The sequence below is a fragment of the Lederbergia citrea genome (assembly GCF_018343525.1).
Taxonomy (GTDB): Bacteria; Bacillota; Bacilli; order Bacillales; family Bacillaceae_C; genus Lederbergia; species Lederbergia citrea.
The window spans coordinates 260,936-278,118 of the sequence record NZ_JAGYPH010000003.1 but is presented as its reverse complement, the minus strand read 5'-3'; the positions used below and the strand labels follow the sequence as shown (position 1 = coordinate 278,118).

General features: G+C 41.5%; 16 protein-coding genes. 11 read left to right on the top strand and 5 right to left on the bottom strand.

Features of this window, described 5'->3' with window-relative positions:
* Positions 1 to 109: 109 nt before the first annotated feature.
* Complete coding sequence (locus KHA88_RS15825; RefSeq protein WP_213122471.1) at positions 110 to 748, bottom strand: SIMPL domain-containing protein; 639 nt, start codon at positions 746 to 748, stop codon at positions 110 to 112.
* Positions 749 to 964: 216 nt separating this feature from the next.
* Between KHA88_RS15825 and KHA88_RS15820 the strand changes: the two genes are divergently transcribed.
* From KHA88_RS15820 to KHA88_RS15770, 11 genes are all read left to right on the top strand, one after another.
* Positions 965 to 1,735: a CPBP family intramembrane glutamic endopeptidase gene (locus tag KHA88_RS15820; protein ID WP_213099180.1), complete on the top strand. Its 771-nt coding sequence runs from the start codon at positions 965 to 967 to the stop codon at positions 1,733 to 1,735.
* A 341-nt stretch (positions 1,736 to 2,076) separates the two neighbouring features.
* Positions 2,077 to 3,714, top strand: coding sequence for a thiourocanate hydratase (gene ertB / locus KHA88_RS15815; protein ID WP_213122470.1), 1,638 nt, complete (start codon positions 2,077 to 2,079; stop codon positions 3,712 to 3,714).
* 46 nt (positions 3,715 to 3,760) lie between these two features.
* Complete coding sequence (ertC, locus tag KHA88_RS15810; protein WP_249313252.1) at positions 3,761 to 4,852, top strand: thiohydantoin desulfurase; 1,092 nt, start codon at positions 3,761 to 3,763, stop codon at positions 4,850 to 4,852.
* Between the two features lie 94 nt (positions 4,853 to 4,946).
* The gene (locus KHA88_RS15805) at positions 4,947 to 5,594 is read left to right on the top strand and encodes an ABC transporter permease (protein WP_213122469.1); all 648 of its coding nucleotides are present in this window, start codon (positions 4,947 to 4,949) and stop codon (positions 5,592 to 5,594) included.
* Between the two features lie 30 nt (positions 5,595 to 5,624).
* Positions 5,625 to 6,512, top strand: coding sequence for an ABC transporter substrate-binding protein (locus KHA88_RS15800; protein WP_213122468.1), 888 nt, complete (start codon positions 5,625 to 5,627; stop codon positions 6,510 to 6,512).
* 64 nt (positions 6,513 to 6,576) lie between these two features.
* Entirely contained in the window at positions 6,577 to 7,563 is a 987-nt protein-coding gene (locus tag KHA88_RS15795) for an ABC transporter ATP-binding protein (protein WP_346729199.1), read from the top strand.
* Positions 7,564 to 7,583: 20 nt separating this feature from the next.
* A complete protein-coding gene (locus KHA88_RS15790; protein WP_213122467.1) occupies positions 7,584 to 8,225 on the top strand; it encodes an ABC transporter permease in 642 nt (213 codons plus the stop codon).
* A gap of 43 nt (positions 8,226 to 8,268) precedes the next feature.
* Positions 8,269 to 9,024 (top strand): IclR family transcriptional regulator, encoded by a 756-nt coding sequence (locus tag KHA88_RS21345; protein ID WP_213122466.1) that lies wholly within the window; start codon positions 8,269 to 8,271, stop codon positions 9,022 to 9,024.
* A 14-nt stretch (positions 9,025 to 9,038) separates the two neighbouring features.
* Entirely contained in the window at positions 9,039 to 10,427 is a 1,389-nt protein-coding gene (locus tag KHA88_RS15780) for a dihydroorotase (RefSeq protein ID WP_213122465.1), read from the top strand.
* The gene (gene ertE, locus KHA88_RS15775; protein WP_249308658.1) at positions 10,411 to 11,664 is read left to right on the top strand and encodes an N-carbamyl-l-glutamate amidohydrolase ErtE; all 1,254 of its coding nucleotides are present in this window, start codon (positions 10,411 to 10,413) and stop codon (positions 11,662 to 11,664) included. The genes KHA88_RS15780 and ertE overlap by 17 nt, the downstream gene beginning before the upstream one ends.
* A 26-nt stretch (positions 11,665 to 11,690) precedes the next feature.
* Positions 11,691 to 13,292 (top strand): HAL/PAL/TAL family ammonia-lyase, encoded by a 1,602-nt coding sequence (locus tag KHA88_RS15770; protein WP_213122464.1) that lies wholly within the window; start codon positions 11,691 to 11,693, stop codon positions 13,290 to 13,292.
* A gap of 113 nt (positions 13,293 to 13,405) precedes the next feature.
* Here the strand turns inward: KHA88_RS15770 and KHA88_RS15765 are convergent, their stop codons facing one another.
* The 4 genes from KHA88_RS15765 to KHA88_RS15750 all read right to left on the bottom strand — a co-directional run bounded on the left by KHA88_RS15765 (position 13,406) and on the right by KHA88_RS15750 (position 17,044).
* Positions 13,406 to 14,536 (bottom strand): cation:proton antiporter, encoded by a 1,131-nt coding sequence (locus KHA88_RS15765; protein ID WP_213099442.1) that lies wholly within the window; start codon positions 14,534 to 14,536, stop codon positions 13,406 to 13,408.
* Positions 14,537 to 14,743: 207 nt separating this feature from the next.
* The gene (gene pcp, locus KHA88_RS15760) at positions 14,744 to 15,391 is read right to left on the bottom strand and encodes a pyroglutamyl-peptidase I (RefSeq protein ID WP_213099189.1); all 648 of its coding nucleotides are present in this window, start codon (positions 15,389 to 15,391) and stop codon (positions 14,744 to 14,746) included.
* A gap of 4 nt (positions 15,392 to 15,395) precedes the next feature.
* Positions 15,396 to 16,358 (bottom strand): DUF979 domain-containing protein, encoded by a 963-nt coding sequence (locus KHA88_RS15755; protein WP_213122463.1) that lies wholly within the window; start codon positions 16,356 to 16,358, stop codon positions 15,396 to 15,398.
* A complete protein-coding gene (locus KHA88_RS15750) occupies positions 16,355 to 17,044 on the bottom strand; it encodes a DUF969 domain-containing protein (RefSeq protein WP_213099191.1) in 690 nt (229 codons plus the stop codon). Before KHA88_RS15750 ends, KHA88_RS15755 begins: the two co-directional genes overlap by 4 nt.
* Positions 17,045 to 17,183: the final 139 nt, after the last annotated feature.

Below are 17,183 nucleotides of genomic sequence, written 5' to 3'. Positions count from 1 at the left end.
GATCTTTTCCTCGCAATACTTCTAGAAGAACTATAGTATCAAAGCTTAGAAAAGAGCCCAAATATACTATATCTTATTAATACGGCATAGAAACAGCTAGCCCACATCTTCAGTCATAAGTAAATTTAGCAGTGACAGTACTAATAATATCCATTGTGCCAGGCTGGATGGGGGTAACGGCTTCACTTTTTACGAATTCGAAAGTCTGATAGGGAATCGGGCCTCCATATGTTCGTAAATTCTCAGTCACTGATATCGGTACTCTTATTAATTGGACCCTTAACGTATTAGCTATCGTTTCTGCTTTTTGATGGGCATTGATGACTGCTAAAGATAAGGCTTGCTGATAATATTGATTGTGATTTGATGTATCAAACTTAATCCCCGAAACATTATTCGCTCCATGACCAACAGCAGTATCCACGACCAAGCCTGCGTTCTGAAATTGTTTTACGGTTATGTGAAGTAAATGCTCTACTTTATAACCTTTGAAAATTTGCTTTCCTTCTATATATTCATACTGCGGATAAATGGAGTAATTTACTGTCTGAATCTGCTCATCTCGTATCCCAATCTGATTTAGAGCTTTTTTGATATTCGAAATAATTAAGGCGTTGCTTTTCTGAGCCTTCATTAATGATAAATCCTCTGTTGATGCTCCTAATGTTATTTCCGCTTGATCGGGCTGAACCGTTACTTTCCCTTCGCCGGTGACTTCGATGACATTGCGCTTTCCTTTTTCATACAAAATCCACTCCCCGCTTTCTGTAAAAATGATATTTCTATTATGTACGATTAATATCTAAAAAAAAATCCAATTTCTGCGAAAAAAATCATCCGAAACTTATTTGTGCTCTCATTTGTTCGCAGGAATTGAATTATACATTAGCGAATATTTAATATTGTGAATTTATACTATTCATTAATAATAAAGCAAGTAACCAGAAAAAGAGGGGGAATTATTGTGAGGAAGTTTTTTAGAGAGCATCCGATTATATTTGCGATTTTTATATTATTTCTATCAAGAATAGTAGGATTGGGTGTAGCATATGTAATTAAAGTTTTCCTTCCAGATCTTAATCCTATCAAGGACCTAGGTTGGCTTATACAAATCTTATTTGCGATAACAACGCTTGTACTTGTGTATTGGTCAGGAGATGCGAAGGGGCTTGGTTTTATGAAACCCGTTTCCAAAAAAGAGTGGCTATTATGGATACCAACACTAATTATTCCTATATTAATTGTACTAACGCTCGGGTTTAATGTCAGCGAGTTTTCAAAAGCGGGTGTGCTCGCCATTACAGCATTATGTGTAGCTATAAATGAAGAGGTCATTTTCCGCGGGGCTCTTGTAAAAGGTTTTCTTCGTTTCGGTACTACTGTTACCATCTTTGTCCCTGCTGTATTATTTGGAATTATTCATCTTGGCAACATCTTTGGTGGGGCGGATATTACATTTAGCGTCTATCAAGCTGGTTGGGCTATAGCGGCTGGAATCGCATATACAGCATTGCGGCTTCGAAATCAGAGCATTTATCCATTAATCGTATTTCATTTCATCCTTGATTATACGGAATATTTATCAACTGGCGAAAACGGTGTTCATCAAACGGGCTTTTCAACGAGAGCTTTGGTAATTGGTCTTATCGTGTCTGTCCTATTTGCGATTTACGCTCTAGTTTTATTTAAGATGAGTAAGAAAACAATCATCACTGAAATGAGTATTGAGAGTTAATGATGTTCCCTTAAGATTTCGATTGTCATTAAAAGAAATCCCGAAATTCAGGTGCTTAGAATTTCGGGTTTTTTTTTATAGCACCTCCCATGACTAACGAACTATTAGTATTGACACTGAGATAAACAGGTGATAGCATGTTATGAAGTAAAACCAACTAAAGCAATAGGAATTATAAAAATAGCATTAGACATAGAGTATGACTAGTCTATTGATATTTTATGGAGAATAAACTTTATATTGACTATTAATTAAATATTATGTAATATTCGAATAAACTGGTAATTTATTATCAATATACGATAATTTATTATCTTTATGTGAGAATAGGGAGGAAAACCATGGGGCGGATTACAGCATTTCGAGGTTCAGACTTGCGTTGTAAAGGTTGGAGACAAGAGGCTTTACTTCGCATGTTGGAGAATGTTTTGGAAAATGGAGAAAACCAGAAGGAATTAGTCGTATACGCAGCGCTTGGTAAGGCTGCCCGTAATTGGGATGCTTATCATGCGATTGTGGATGCACTTCGAAATATTGAAGAGGATGAGACGTTAGTCATCCAGTCCGGTAAGCCGATTGGAATTTTGAAAACGCACGCGTTCGCACCACTGGTCATTATGGCTAACTGTAATGTTGTTGGTAAGTGGGCGACAAGTGAAAATTTTTATGATTTACAGGAAAAAGGTCTGATTATGTGGGGTGGACTGACAGCGGCGGCATGGCAATATATCGGTTCACAAGGTGTGATACAAGGGACATATGAAATTTTTGCAGCGATTGCGGAAAGACATTTCAATGGCAGTTTAGTAGGAAAGTTCATTTTAACGGCAGGACTTGGAGGGATGGGTGGTGCACAGCCATTAGCAGGGGTGATGGTCGGTGCAACAATTCTTGTTGTAGAAATAGATGAAGCCCGCGTTGATAAACGAATCGAAGATGGTTATTTGCAAAAGAAAACGCATGATTTGGACGAAGCGTTAGCTTGGATTGAAGGGGCGGCTTCGAAAGGCGAAAGTGTGAGTGTTGGCCTGGTCGGGAATGCCGCCGATGTTTATACGGAGCTTGTACGACGTGAGATTACTCCGGATATCGTAACAGATCAAACTTCAGCCCACGATTTGTTATATGGCTATATTCCAGCAGGCTACAGTCTTGAAGGAGTTAAGCGCCTTCGCGAAACAGATCCTGTAAAGCTTGAGCAAGATGCACGAGCATCGATCGCTCTCGAAGTTGCAGCGATGCTTACGCTTAAAAACCGCGGTTCGATTGTGTTTGACAATGGGAACAACATTCGTACCCAAGCATATGAATATGGCGTTAAAGATGCTTTTGAGATTGATATTTTTACAGAAGCATATTTAAGACCGTTATTCTCAAGAGCAATTGGTCCTTTCCGCTGGGTTGCTTTGACAGGAGAAGCGAGTGATATTCAGACGATTGACAACTACATATTAGAACATTTTAAGGAAAATAAAATTGCCACGAATTGGATTTCACTTGCTAATAAATACGTGCCATTTCAAGGATTGCCTGCACGGATTGGCTGGTTTGGCCACGGCGAAAGAACAGAGCTTGCGCTTGCAGTAAATAAGATGGTTCGGGATGGGGTATTAAGTGGACCTATTGCATTCTCCAGAGATCATCTTGATGCTGGTGCCATGACTCATCCTAATATAATGACTGAAAGAATGAAGGATGGCAGTGATGCGATTTCTGATTGGCCGCTTCTTAATGCGATGTTGAGTTGTTCATCGATGGCAGATTTAACGGCAATTCATTCAGGAGGCGGCGGCTATTCCGGATATATGACAAGTGCGGGTATAACGCTTGTTGCCGACGGAACGGCAGAAACTGATATACGGTTAAGGCATGCGTTAGATAATGATACGAGTTTAGGTGTGCTGAGATATGCAGATGCCGGCTACGAAGAGTCACTCGATGAAATTGATAAAAAAGGGATTCGGCGCATCGATTTATGATAAGAATCAGTTTTAACTTAACGTAGATTAATAGGAGGAGAAAACAATGCGTGTATTAACGATGGAAGATGTGAAAGCGGCAGTTGCAGGGGGATCTGTATATGCTTCTGGTGGTGGCGGTTGGGTGGATCACGGTCTTGAGATTGGCGGTGCTGCAGTGACGATGGGGCAGCCGAAATTGGTGTCGGTCGATGAACTCCCAGACGATGCAATCATTATTACATGCACGGCCATTGGTGCGCCTGCCGGAAAGACGGACTGGCAAATGCTAGGCGTTGACTATATTAAAGCAGTCAAGTTGCTTATGGAGAATTATGAAGGGAAAGTTGTTGGTGTAATGACACCACAAAATGGAATGTCCAGTTCAATAAATGGCTGGTTGCCTGCAGCAATGCTTGATCTTGTCGTTGTTGATGCAACAGGGGATATTCGGGCTCATCCAACAGGTAAGATGGGGCAGATGGGGTTAGCTGCCGATCCTAACTTTGAGACGATTCAAGTTGTTGTTGGTGGAAAAAAGGAAACCGGGTCATATATTGAGCTTGTCGTGAAAGGTACTCCTGCAAAAACCTCGAATGTTTTGCGAACAGCTTCCGATATGTCAGGAGGATTTATTGCTTCCGCCAGACTCCCGGTTCCTGCAAGCTTTATTAAAGAGAATGCGGCGATTGGCGGAATTTCCATGGCGATCGACCTTGGAAAAGCGATTATTGAAGCAGAACCTAATGGGGCCGAAGCAGTCATTCAAACGATATGTGACAAAACAAATGGTGAGATTTTAGGTCGTGGAAAAGTTATCTCTTCAACAGTTGAATATTCAGGGGCTTTCGATATCGGTCAAGTGGTCGTCGATAATCCAAACAATCCGTTAACACTGCATGTGATGAACGAATTTATGGCAGTGGATGATTCCAAGGGCAACCGTTTGACAACTTATCCAGATGTAATCACAGCGATTTCAACGGAAACAGGTAAACCGCTAAGTGCTGGTGCTCTTGAGCCTGGATTAGAGATTGCCGTATTCCGGATTCATAAAAGCCATATTCCATTAAGTTCAAGCGTACGCGACGCTACCGTTTATCCTGAAGTAGAAGCTGCCCTAGGTATTCAGATTTCAGATTATGCATTAGGAGAATAAGAAAAGTGTAAAAAGCATAGGGGAAGAACGGCTATGTATGCCACATCCCGTGCTAACGCCGTTTTGACCCATAAATTCAGAAAGGAGGGGTCGGATGGAGCTGTTAATGAAAGCATACGAATACTTGATCGATAATCACGTTCGGTTTTTAGAAGAACTTCAGGTTCATTTAATCTTAAGTTTTTCCGCACTCATCCTTGGCTTGATTATTTGTGTTCCGCTCGGTATATGGTGCGCGAAAACACCGAAAGTTGCAGCAACGATCATGAATACAGTCAATTCCATTCGGGTCATTCCAAGTTTAGCCATCCTTGTCATCATGCTGCCGCTGATTGGAACCGGCTTTTGGCCGGCACTTGTGGCATTGACAGTACTGGCATGTCCTCCGATCCTTATTAATACATTTCTAGGATTTCGCGGCATCGATCCCGCGATTCTCGAATCAGCTACTGGAATGGGAATGAGTCAAAGGGCTGTTCTTAGAAAAATTGAATTTCCGCTTGCGACGCCACTCATGATTACTGGTGCGAAAACGTCCAGTGTCGAGGTTCTTGCCAGTGCATCACTTGCAGCGTTTATTGGGGGCGGTGGCCTTGGGACATTTATTATCAACGGACTGAGTATGTATAAATTTCAAGTTTTGCTTGTCGGCGCGATTCCGATTGCATTATTAACGATATTCTCGGAAGTTATTTTTTCTTGTATTGAGAAACTGACAACGAGATATCAAAGAGATGCATGACTAAAAACTATTTTTATAGGGGGAAATGAAGTGAAAAGAAAGTCATTCATTGTACTGGCCATTGCACTCGTTTTTACATTGGCGCTGAGCGCTTGCAGCGGTTCGTCGAAAATTAAGGTAGGTTCCAAAAACTTTACTGAATCCTTAATTTTAGGTGAAATGTACGCATTAGCATTAGAAGATGCCGGATTTAAAGTAGAGCGTAAATTGAATCTTGGCGGGACGCTTGTCGCCCATGAGGCGCTCAAAAAAGGCGATATTGACGTGTATCCAGAGTATACAGGAACAGGACTTCTCAACATTATGGAGGAAGAACCACTCTCTGATCCACAACAAGTATATGACATGGTTTCTGATTTTTATAAAAAAGAATTTAATCTTGTTTGGTTAACTCCATCAAATGCTAACAATACGCAGGCAATTGCCGTATCAAAAAAAGCTTCAGAAGAATATGGAATCACTACTCTTTCTGATCTTCAAGCAAATGCCGATAAAATTGATTTTGCCGGTGTCCCAGAGTTTGAAGAACGCGAAGACGGATTGCTCGGGATGAATAGAGTGTACGGTGATTTTAATTTTAAAAGCCTTAAGCTATATGATTATGGTGTGAAATATCGTGCGGTACTGAATGACGAAGTACAAGGGACGGTTGCATTTGGGACAGACGGTGATTTAACGAATCCTGACTTGGTCGTTTTAGAAGACGATAAGCACTTATGGCCGCCTTATTTCGTTGGACCGGTCATCCGTCAGGACACATTAGATAAAGATGAAAAAATCGGAAAAATACTGGACGAAATATCAGCGAAACTGGATGACAGCACGATGCAGAAATTGAATGCCGAAGTGGATATTAATCAGCGCGAGTATGCAGATGTAGCGAAAGAATTTTTGAAAAACGAAGGTATTATTAAATAATGAAATAAACGCATGGCTTTTCCTGAAAAGTGTTCGGGAAAAGCCCGTTTATTACGAATTGAAGGTGAATGGTTTGGCGAAAAATGCGATTGTTTTTGAACAAGTGACCAAACAGTTTCCGAAAGCGTCTAAACCGTCCGTGTACAGTACGAATCTCACGATTGAAGAAGGTAGCTTTGTTACCATTCTAGGTGCTTCCGGCTGTGGGAAGACGACGTTGCTGAAGATGGTAAATCGCATTCACGATCTGACATCTGGAAAGATTTATGTGCATGGTCAAGATATTACAAAGATTCCTGTTACAGAATTGCGTCGTAATATTGGTTATGTCATCCAGCAAATTGGTTTATTTCCGCACATGACGATTGCCGAAAATATTGCGACTGTACCTAAAGAATTAGGCTGGGATGCACAAAAAATCGAAGAACGAATCGACTTTTTACTAGAGCTGATAGAGCTGCCTCCTCAAGATTATCGTAAACGGTATCCTAGGCAATTATCCGGCGGTCAGCAACAGCGCGTCGGATTAGCTCGTGCCCTAGCAGGCAATCCGTCGATCATGTTGATGGATGAGCCGTTCGGAGCGATTGATGCGATTACCCGAAGCAGTTTACAAGACGAGATGATTCAAATTCAGCGAAAACTGAATAAGACGATTCTCTTTGTCACTCATGATATAGATGAAGCACTAAAATTAGGCGATAAAATCGTGATCATGAACGAAGGGGTTATTCAACAATTTGATACACCGTTAAACATTATTACGAATCCGACAAATTCTTTTGTCAGCCAGCTAGTTCATTCGGATGATGTTGTACAACATCTCGGTCTCATGAGAGCAGATCATGTCATGCTTCCACTTATAGATGAGGTCAGCTCTCAAGAAACAAAGGTAGATCGAGCCGAAAACTTGAAAAATGTTCTCACGCAAATTTTAAAAGGGCATAGCGATTCGGTCATCGTTACCGATAATGAAACACCGATAGGACGTATCACATTAGCAGAGCTAAAAAGTTATATAGCGGGAAGTAGAACGAATTCCGCTTCTTAACGTGGAGGTGGATATAATCGATGTTCGAATTTCTAGTAAATCATTACGATCGTATATTGATGTTGTTTTTTCAACATCTCATGCTTACGGTTGTCTCACTAAGCATTGCATTGCTCATCGCTCTGCCTTTAGGAATATGGTTATCCCGAATTAAATGGATTTCTGTACCGATTTTGTCGGTACTCGGGATTTTATACTCCATTCCAAGCTTGGCAATGTTTGCCTTTTTAATTCCGATCGTCGGACTAGGTGTAAAGTCAGCGATCATCGCCTTAGTGGCCTATAGTCAACTTATACTCGTGCGTAATGTGATGGTAGGCTTTCAATCCATCGATCCGGCAATTATCGAAGCGGGAAAAGGAATGGGGTTAGGATCACTTCCATTGTTTTGGAAAATTGAATTTCCGCTTGCATTACCTGTAATTTTAGGTGGTATTCGAATTGCCACAATTTCTACCATTGGGATTGCCACGATCGCCGCTTGGATTAATGCCGGTGGACTCGGAGTCATTTTGTTTGAAGGGCTGTATCAAAACCATACACCAAAAATGGTTTGGGGCACCATTTTTGTTTCTCTACTTGCTATCGCTTCCAATCAGTTATTATTAAGTTTGGAGAAACGTTCTTCATTAAAGGTAAGAGGGGAACTCGCATCTAAATAGAGGAATAGATTATTTACACCAAGTGAGGGAGATAGCAGTGAGCGTGAACAAAACTCAAACCATTGAGAGAGCATTAGATATTATTTTTTCTTTAGCTGAGGCGGAGACGATTTTGACTGTGAGTGAAATTGCAGAGAAAGTAGCGATCCCAGAAAGTACAGCTTATCGATTGATCAAAACTTTGGAGCAATATGGCATGGTCGAAAGGAAGACAGTCGGTCAAATAAGTCTTGGTTTGGGCATTTTAGATTTAGCAAGGAGTTTACAGCAACAATTGGACCGAGAATTAATTACGATTGCCAGGCCAATTATGGAAGGACTATCCAACAAAATAAATGAGACTTCCATTCTTTGTGTTAGATCAGGTTCACAAGTAATCTGTGTACAAAGTATAGAAGCACGTCAAATCCTTCGCTTGTCGGTTGAAATTGGAAAAATATTGCCGCTTTACCTCGGGGCTTCTGGGAAAGCCATTTTGGCTTTTGAAAATAAACATATAATAGAGCGATTATTGCGACCGATTTCGGATGCAAGCATGAAACGAAGCGTTGAAGTGGAAATTGAAAAAATAAAAAAACAAGGCTATTGTTTGACGTTCGGTGAAGTGGATACAAATATTTTTGGTTTAGCTGTTCCGATTTATGATTGCGATAAACGTGTAATTGCTTCACTTACAGTTGCGGGGCCAACAGAGCGTTGGACGCAGGAAAATAGAGAGGAATTTGTCAATGAGGTAGTTTCGGCAGCATCTGAAATATCAAAGAAGCTCGCTTATGTTTCCAATGCTTCTATAAAATAGAAGGAGGATAGTGAATGGAAATTTCACATGATTTGCTGATTAAAGGTAATGTCGTATTGCCGGATCGTATTGCCTATGATGCTACGATTGCAGTTAAAGACGGGAAAATAAGCCATATTTCTGAAACAAACAACGGGCTGCTTGGGAAAGAGACAATCGATGCGACAGGGAAATATATTCTCCCAGGTGCGATTGATGCCCATGTTCATTGCTTTAGTTCGCTTGAAGAAGGTTTTACGAATGCGGGTTATTCAGCTGCTGCAGGTGGTGTAACAACGATCATTGAAATGCCCTATGATGCGACAGGAATGGTTAGTACCGAGCAACTTTTTTTAGACAAAATAGCAAGATTGGAACGGGAATCCGTTGTTGATATCGCATTATTAGCTACGATTTCGCCAAAAGATGGTTTGGATGAAATTGCGAAACTCGCCGAAGCGGGAGCATGTGGGTTTAAGGTATCGATGTTTAATACAGACTCCTTCAGATTTCCACGCATTGATGAGGGGCAGCTGCTGGATGCATTTTCTGTAATCGCAGAAACGGGATGTCCTGTCGGAGTTCATGCGGAAAATGATGACATTGTAAAAAGATATATTCGAAAATATGAAGATCAGGGCATAGCGGATCCACGTGCTCATGTTTATAGTCGGCCCAAAGTGGCGGAATCTGTTGCTGCTTTAACAGCAATGGAATTAGCCTATTATACCGGCGTGAAATTGCATTTATATCACAGTACTTTTCAACGTGTCTTTGATTTTGCTGACTATTATCGATCACAAGGAGCGCGAATCACAGCTGAAACATGTACACATTACTTAACTTTAAGTGAAGATGATATGGTCGAACTCGGTGCACGAGGAAAAATAAATCCACCGCTTCGCACGAAGCAAGATGTAACCGACCTCTGGAATCTAATTGCGTGTGGGAAAATTGATATGGTCACCTCAGACCATGCCCCATGGACATTAGATCGGAAAGAGAATATAGATATTTTTCAAAATGCATCAGGTGCGCCCGGCGTTGAAACATTGTTGCCGATCATGTACAGCGAAGGGGTGGCTACTGGAAAGATAACAATATTGGATCTCGTGCGAGTACTTGCGGAAAATCCCGCAGCAACGTTTGGATTGGGACATTGCAAAGGTCGAATCGGGGTTGGTATGGACGCCGATATTGTCATTTTCGATCCTCAAAAATCATATATGTTGGATGAACAATCATTGCATTCTAGCGCTAAGTGGAGCCCTTATCATAATCGTAAAATACATGGAAAAATTATAAATACATTTGTTCGCGGTCGAAAGGTATATAACGGTGACGGGGAAGTTGTCGGTAAAGCAGGCGATGGGAGCTTTGTAAAACCGCAGCATAGAGATGTTAAGCATGACCAATTCATTTAACCTCCACCCAAATCGAGACCGTGTTCAACAATACATTGAAACGTTAGCTTCGATGGTCGATGAGACAAAACCCGGTTGGACGAGAAGGCCGTTTACACCATGGTATATACAGGGACGTGCATGGTTGCAACAGCAAATGGAAGAGTGTGGGTTGGACGTTAAAACCGATGCAGGAGCTAATTTAATTGGCATGATTGAAGGTACCGAGGCTCACTTAAAACCGATCATGATTGGATCTCATACAGATACTGTCGTTGGCGGTGGTAGGTTTGATGGTATTATTGGCGTCATCGCAGGACTAGAAATTGCCCGTCGATTAAAGGAAACAGGTACTACATTGCGCCACCCGCTTGAAATTGTTGATTTTACGGCGGAAGAACCGAGTGAGTTCGGTATTTCTACAATTGGAAGTCGAGCGATGGTCGGTCATTTATCACCTGAAATGATGCAACGGACGGATCAAGCAGGCTTAAAGCTTGAGGATGGGATTCGCATGATGGGTGGCGACCCGGAAAAAATAGCTGAGCTCTCTCGTAAACAAGGGGACGCTAGCTTATATTTAGAGCTTCATATTGAACAAGGACCTGTTTTGGAACAATCGAATCAGCAACTGGGAGTTGTCACTGGAATTGTCGGTATCCATCGTTACAGGGTCATTGTCGAAGGAAAACCGAACCATGCGGGTACAACCCCGATGAATATGCGATTCGATGCGTTAACCGGAGCATCTGAGCTCGTTCTGGAACTTGAGAATCTGTGCAGAGAAACATACGCGGACCCTGTCGTTGGGACAGTAGGTAAATTTTTGAATGAGCCAAATGGAGCGAATGTTATCCCAGGACGTGTAACGTTTGAATTGGAAGTTCGCTCGCTTGATACGGATATTATCGAAAACATCCTGGATAAGTTCTCACATTTTGCCAATCATGTCGCCACATATCGATCACTGGACATTAGGATAGAGAACTTGTCTAAGGCGGATCCGATTCGTGTCGCTCCTTCAGTACTAGAAAAGATTGCACAAGCGTGCACAGCGGCAGGAAATACGATTTATTTGCCGAGCGGTGCTGGACATGATGCAAATCAACTTGCCACCATTGCTCCTGTAGGGATGATTTTTGTGCCTAGTCGAGATGGGAGGAGTCATTGCCCAGAGGAATGGACAGAATTCGAAGATGTATCACGAGGGGTAGAGGCGTTGGCAAGGGCGCTTATTGAATTTGATCTCAGCATGTAGCATATTTGCAAAGGAAGGTGAAACTAGTGCCTAGCCAAACAGAGTTTCTCATTATTGACGGAGAAACTTTATCATATGAAAAAATATTTGAGTATATTGAAAATCCACATTTGCAAGTCGCTTTGTCGATTGAAGCAATAAATAGAGTGAACCATTATCGTTCTGCTGTCGATCAATGGCTTGTGGATGAAAAAAAGGTGATTTATGGAGTTACAACCGGTTTAGGAAAATTAAAGGATTTTGTCGTTGATGAACGAAATCAAAACGAATTTCAACGAAAAATTTTACTTTCACACGCTGTGGGGCTTGGTCCCGATTTTCCCGAACAAGTCGTTCGGCTAGCGATGTTGTTACGAGCGAATGTGTTTGCCCGCGGAAATTCTGGGGTGAGAATTGAGTTTATTGAGCGAATATTGCAACTTCTAAATAAAGGTGTCTATCCGTGCGTACCGCAAATAGGTTCTCTAGGGGTAGGCGATTTACAGCCAATGGCCCATATCGGTTTATGTTTGATTGGGGCGCCGGAAGGGAAGGCTCGTTTCCGAGGTGATAAAGGAATCAGTCCCGACATCTTAGCTAAGGCCCAAATTGTACCGATCACATTTGAAATGACAGCAAAAGAGGCATTGAGTTTAATTGATGGAAGTACGATGGTGCTGGCGGCATCCATTTATGCTTATTATCAAGCACAACAACTTTGTAAAATTGCTGATATGGCTGCTGCTTTGAATATTGAAGCAACAAGAGGGGAAATGAATGCACTTGATCCTCGGATACATGAAGTGAATAATCTTCAGTCTGAACAGGATACCGCTCGGATTTTACGAGAATTCCTGGAAGGTAGTCAATGGACGACGGATGAAGGCAGGAAACGTTTAGGAGAATTGAAACCTCGTGTCCAAGATGCGGTTAGCATTCGGTCCACCGCACAAGTCCATGGAGCGATTAAAGATGTGCTCCAATATATACAATCTATTTTAGATAGAGAGATGAATGCGTCGAAGGATAACCCGTTAATTTTCTTTGATGGCGTTAACTTTGAAAGTTTAAGCGGTGGGAATTATCATGGGGCACACCTCTCATATGCGCTCGATTTTATGGGTATTGTTATTACAGACTTAGCTGTTATATCGGAAAGAAGATCAGCAAGATTGCTCGATCCATTTATGAGTTATGGTTTACCGACAAATTTAGTAGCGAAAGCGGGACTGAATACCGGATTTGCGCTTGTTCATGCGAATGCCACGGCAATGGTCGGCGAAATAAGAATATTGGCCACGCCTGCAAGTGTCGGTTCGATTCCTGCAAAAGGTAACCAAGAGGACCATAATAGTATGGCCATGGGGGCAGTCCGCAAATTAATGCATATGATTGAACTTGCTCAACAAGTATTGGCCATCGAGCTTCTCGTTGCAGCACAAGCGATTGATCTTATATCAGAAAATATGCAAGGTTTATGTATGGGGAAAGGGACTTTTGCAATCCACCGTTGGATTCGTCTATCAATCGCACCGATGTGGGAAGATCGGTTTATTTTACCAGATTTGGAGAAAATGATTGAATTTGTGAAAAGCGGCCAAATATTAGGGCAATTTCCTCCGTATAATATGAAAAAGATAGCGCGATAATGGCTTAAGTCATTATCGCGCTATTTGTGTTGACATGGGTTAATTTTTATGAGGTATTCTAAAATTTTACACAAAAAGGTGGCAATTCCATTTAAGAATTGCCACAATGCTTGTTAATCTTTTGCCTTAAAAACCAATTTCATCATCGGCGGAGTAACAATGGTTGTCACCAAGATCACTACAATGAGTACGGCAAACATATCTTGTGATAATAACATGGACTCTAAACCAATGGCAGCAATAATTAATGCCACTTCACCGCGGGAAACCATTGCCGACCCAATCCCCGCCGAACTTCTCCAACTGAAGCCTGCCAATTTAGCACCAATACCGGCACCAACTAATTTTGTTAAAATCGCTAAAATACTTAATGCCACAATCAGTCCTAAATTTTGAGCAATTCCATTAAACTGAGCCATAATACCAATCGAGGTAAAAAAGACGGGCACGAAAATGGAATAACTGATTGTTTCTACCTTTTTAAATATCTCATGTTTGAAACCCGTTACGCTAATTGCCACACCAGCGATATAGGCTCCGATGATCGCAGCAACGCCTGTGTACTCAGCAAAATAAGCGAAAACAAAACAAATGATGAGTGCAGAGGAAATGACCGTCTCGGTTACTTTTAATTTTGCGAATCTTTCCAGGAACCAAGGAACAACCTTCCATCCGATGAGAATGGCTCCAGCGAAGAATAGGACTTTCTTAAAAATAACCATGGTCAAATTCACATCGCCGCCGGAAAAGCTCATTAAAAATGCTAAAGCAATAATGACGACGACATCGTCGATGACTGCAGCCCCTAAAATGGTTGTCCCTTCACGGGTTTTCAATTGATTCATTTCCTTCAACGCTTGAACGGAGATGCTTACACTTGTAGCTGAAAGTAATAGCCCTAAAAACAGAGATTCAAATACAGACAAATTTAATATGATTCCGGCCAAATATCCGAATGCAAGAGGGGCAATTATCCCCCCGAATCCTACATAAGTGGCCGCTTTTCCAGTTCTTTTAAACTCATCTATATCCGTTTCCAATCCTGCAATGAACATTAGCAGGATCACACCGATTTGACTGAGTGCGCTTAATGTTTCTGTTTCAGTTACCAATCCTAAAACCGAAGGACCTAAAACAATCCCGACAAGCAGTTTCCCAAGAACCGCTGGCTGTCCCAATCTTACGCTTAGGCTGCCAGCTACTTTTGATGCGATTAAAATGATCGCTAATTGAAGTATTAAAATCACCTGAATTCCGCCTTCCTATAATAATTTAATCAAAAAAATGCAAAAAGAGCCCATCACCAAAGGACATAGTTATCCCTTGGTGACAGACTCCTCCAAGTACATTCAATATTTGATTATGACTATCATAACATACATTCCATGAAATCATCAAATACCAAAAGCAACCATTCGACAAAATTCGGGGAGTGACAGGCACTTGTCGAATTAGTGTGTGGTTCCGCCGATTTCGCGGATGTCTTCTGTTTCGTTCGCTGCGATGATTGCTGCAGTTTGAAGGCCGCGTACGATGTCGTCAAGGTTTAAGCTAGGGGCACCATTTTCAACGGTTTGTTCTGGAATGAACGGAATATGGATAAAGCCGCCGCGAATTTGCGGAGCGGATTTTTGTAAATAGTGCATGACGCCATAGAATAAATGATTACAAACGAAGGTCCCTGCTGTATTGGAAACAGCGGCGGGAATTCCTGCTTTTTTCATTTCGTGAACCATTCTTTTTACAGGCAAGGTTGTCCAATAGGCAGCTGGGCCGTCCTCGTAAATAGCCTCATCAATTGGCTGATTTCTCTGATTGTCTGGAATGCGGGCATCATCGACATTAATCGCAATTCGCTCAGGTGTCACTTGAGTGCGGCCGCCTGCTTGTCCAACACAAATGACAACATCCGGCTCGTGTTTTTCAATTGCCTCTACCACTACTTCAATCGATTTATGAAAAACAGTCGGCACCTCTTGGGCCACAATTTCTACATTATCTGCTTTTATACCATCTAATTGCTTTACAGCTTCAAGTGCCGGGTTTACCTTATCAGTTCCAAATGGATCGAAGCCTGTTATTAATACCTTTTTCCCCATGTAATCATACCTCCCATTTCACTAGAAAATACATCAACAATACATTGAATGCAAGTACGAATAAGGCAGTTGGAATTTGCACGCGAATGACATGATTCTTATCCTTCAGATCTAACAAGGCTGCAGGGACAATATTAAAGTTTGCTGCCATTGGGGTCATTAGTGTTCCACAATAACCGGCAAACATTGAGATGGCAGCAATGTGATTCGGATCTGCATTAAATTGATGAATCAAAAAGGGAACAGCAATACCAGCCGCCATAACCGGAAACGCCGCAAATGCATTCCCCATAATCATTGTAAATAATGCCATACCTACACAAAATACGAAAACAATCATGAATAAGTTACTTTCTGGAATAATCTTCGTGACGGTATCAGCTACTACTGTTCCAACTCCAGCTTTTGTAAAAATCGTCCCTAATGTTGCCAAAAGCTGTGGTAGTACGACCGCCCAACCAATTGCTTCTAAAAGTCGGCGAGATTCTTTAATCCCTGTTTGCGGTGTACTTTTAGTTAACAGCATCGCAGCTAAAATGGCAATTATACATGCAATACCTAGAGCAACCAATGTTGGATTTGCCGGGTCAAGGATAAATGAAGATCCAATTTTTACGCCATCAAATCCTTTTGCTCCAATAATCGTTAAGAGCGGAATGAGAAGGGCCGGAATAAATAACTTGGAACCTAATCGTTTACGATTGTTTTCCTTCTGTTCCTCTGTAGCTTCATCGTATTTCCCTTTGCGAAGACCGCCAACTCCAACGATTAACACCATGATAAGAACCATTAACCCGATATAAAATGGAGGGATGACTTTGCCGAGTAATATAGTGACAGAGTAGAGTAAATAGAATAATCCAGATAGAAGCCTCTTAGGATTCGCTTTATCGGAAAACGTATATAATGAACAGCATAATCCGATGATTCCCATGACAATATAAATAAATTCTACAGAAAAAATCATGCGTTCACGTCCTCCTTAGTTTTTTTACCTAACTTTCTGTCTAGCTTTTTATCAAACAAGTGAAGTCTAACGGAATGGACAATGAATGCAAAAATCGCCGTCGGTAATCCCCAGATTGCCATCATAATCGGATCTGATTCAATGCCATTTTGGTCGAAAAAGCCTTTCATTAATAAAATAGCCCCGACTGCTACGAAAATATCTTCTCCGAAAAACAATCCGATATTATCAGCGGCTGCCGCATGGGCACGAATTTCTTCTCTTTCTTTTTCGGGAACTTCCCCGTACTTCGCTCTTGCTGCTCCTTCAGCCATCGGAGCTAGGAGTGGTCTTACTGTTTGCGGATGTCCACCAAGACTAAGCAAGCCAAGGGCAGCACCGACTTCACGGAAAAGTAAATAAATATTGATGATTCGCCCGGCAGTCACAGCTTTAATTTTTGAAACGAGATGTCCTGCTTGATTTTGCAAACCACTTCTCTCTAAAAGACCAATCACCGGAAGCGTGACAATTAATATCGACATATAACGATTCGTTGTGAATGCTTCTCCAAATTGCGTAATAATGTCCAAGATAGGCAAACCAGCAATCAAGCCAGTGACCAAACCGGAAACTGTTACGACAACAAGCGGATTTAGCCTTAATGCAAAACCAATGATGATTAAAGCAACACCGATTAATACCATATAACCACTCCTCCTTAAGTAAAATTAAATTTAAATGCAGCACAATAATTTGAACAATTGTTATTTTAGCATAACTTTATTTATGAAGGATAGGTGGGGATTTCTGGATTTCCATAAAAACAAAAACCGGGGGGTGACA

Coding starts and splice junctions, on each gene's coding strand:
- KHA88_RS15780 (WP_213122465.1), top strand. CDS start 9,039: ATGGAAATTTCACATGATTTGCTGATTAAAGGTAATGTCGTATTGCCG.
- pcp (WP_213099189.1), bottom strand. CDS start 15,391: ATGGGGAAAAAGGTATTAATAACAGGCTTCGATCCATTTGGAACTGAT.
- KHA88_RS15790 (WP_213122467.1), top strand. CDS start 7,584: ATGTTCGAATTTCTAGTAAATCATTACGATCGTATATTGATGTTGTTT.
- KHA88_RS15755 (WP_213122463.1), bottom strand. CDS start 16,358: ATGATTTTTTCTGTAGAATTTATTTATATTGTCATGGGAATCATCGGA.
- ertE (WP_249308658.1), top strand. CDS start 10,411: ATGACCAATTCATTTAACCTCCACCCAAATCGAGACCGTGTTCAACAA.
- ertC (WP_249313252.1), top strand. CDS start 3,761: ATGCGTGTATTAACGATGGAAGATGTGAAAGCGGCAGTTGCAGGGGGA.
- KHA88_RS15805 (WP_213122469.1), top strand. CDS start 4,947: ATGGAGCTGTTAATGAAAGCATACGAATACTTGATCGATAATCACGTT.
- KHA88_RS15750 (WP_213099191.1), bottom strand. CDS start 17,044: ATGGTATTAATCGGTGTTGCTTTAATCATCATTGGTTTTGCATTAAGG.
- ertB (WP_213122470.1), top strand. CDS start 2,077: ATGGGGCGGATTACAGCATTTCGAGGTTCAGACTTGCGTTGTAAAGGT.